General features: G+C 64.3%; 1 protein-coding gene. It reads right to left on the bottom strand.

Annotation, left to right across the window (positions count from 1 at the left end; all coding sequences use genetic code 11):
- Positions 1 to 15: 15 nt before the first annotated feature.
- Entirely contained in the window at positions 16 to 1,254 is a 1,239-nt protein-coding gene (locus EV648_RS42325; RefSeq protein ID WP_199235163.1) for an IS256 family transposase, read from the bottom strand.
- Positions 1,255 to 1,352 lie beyond the last annotated feature (98 nt).

The following is a 1,352-nucleotide window of genomic DNA, read 5'->3' as shown; positions in this document are numbered from 1 at the left end:
CTGTTGATCTCTGGGTTACTTGCGTCCGGCGGACAGTCGCCCGTCGAAGGTGATCTCGAAGGCGTTCAACGCTTTCTTCCATCGGTTGGACCAGCGTTTGCGGCCGGTGCCGGTCGGGTCGAGGCTCATGATCGCGAGGTAGACGCACTTGAGCGCGGCCTGCTCGGTTGGGAAGTGGCCGCGGGCGTTCACCGCCCGCCTGATTCGGGCGTTGATCGCCTCGATGGCGTTGGTGGTGCAGATGATGGTGCGGATCTCGGTGTCGAAGGCCAGGAACGGCACGAACTCGGCCCAGGCGTTGGTCCACAGCCGGATGATGGCCGGGTAGCGCTTTTCCCACTTCTCACTGAACTCGGCGAACCGGTCCAGCGCGGCCTGCTCGCTCGGCGCGGTGTAGACCGGCTTGAGGTCCTTGGCGAGCGTCGACCAGTCCTTCCGGGACGCGTAGTGGAAGCTGTTGCGCAGCAGGTGCACGATGCAGGTCTGCACGATCGTCTGCGGCCACACCTGGGCGATGACGTCGGGCAGGCCCTTGAGCCCGTCGCAGACCACGATGCAGCAGTCGTGGGTGCCGCGGTTCTTGATCTCCGACAAGACCCGCAGCCAGTACTTCGCGCCCTCGCCGTCGCCGTGCTCACCGGCCCACAACCCAAGGATGTCGCGGGTTCCGTCGACGGTGACCGCGAGCGCGACATAGATCGGCCGGTTCGCGACCTGGCCGTCGCGGATCTTCACGTTGATGCAGTCGATGAAGATCACCGGATACACCGGGTCCAACGGCCGGCTCTGCCACTCGGCCATGCCGTCCACGACCCGGTCGGTGATGGTGGAGATGGTCTGCTTGGACACCTCCGCCCCATAGATCTCGCCCAGGTGCGCGCAGATCTCACCATGGGTCAAACCCTTGGCCGACAACGAGATCACCAGGTCGTCCAACCCGGTCAACCTGCGCTGCCGCTTCTTGATGATCGTCGGCTCGAAACTCGCATCGCGATCCCGCGGAACCGCGATCTCCACCGGACCGGCCTCGGTCAGCACCGTCTTGCCCCGTTTACCGTTGCGGGAGTTCTCGCCGTTGCGCCCGGCCGGATCATGCTTGGAATAGCCGAGATGATCATCCATCTCGCCCTCCAACGCCGCCTCGGTCACCCGCTTGGTCAACCGCCCCAGCAGCCCACCCTCGCCGGTCAACCGCAGCCCCACAGCACGGGCCCGATCAGCCAACAACTGAATCTGCTCATCCACGACAGCCAGCTCGCCAGCCGCCTCGGCACTCGACTTCTTTGCAGCGTTCACATCAGTCACAGGTGTCTCCTACGTCTCAGGAGTTACACCGAATAACTTACAGTCCC

Source organism: Kribbella sp. VKM Ac-2568 (genome assembly GCF_004345365.1).
In the GTDB taxonomy this organism is placed as follows: Bacteria; Actinomycetota; Actinomycetes; order Propionibacteriales; family Kribbellaceae; genus Kribbella; species Kribbella orskensis.
The sequence above is the reverse complement of the archived record's forward strand: the minus strand, read 5'-3'. Positions and strand labels throughout refer to the sequence as shown.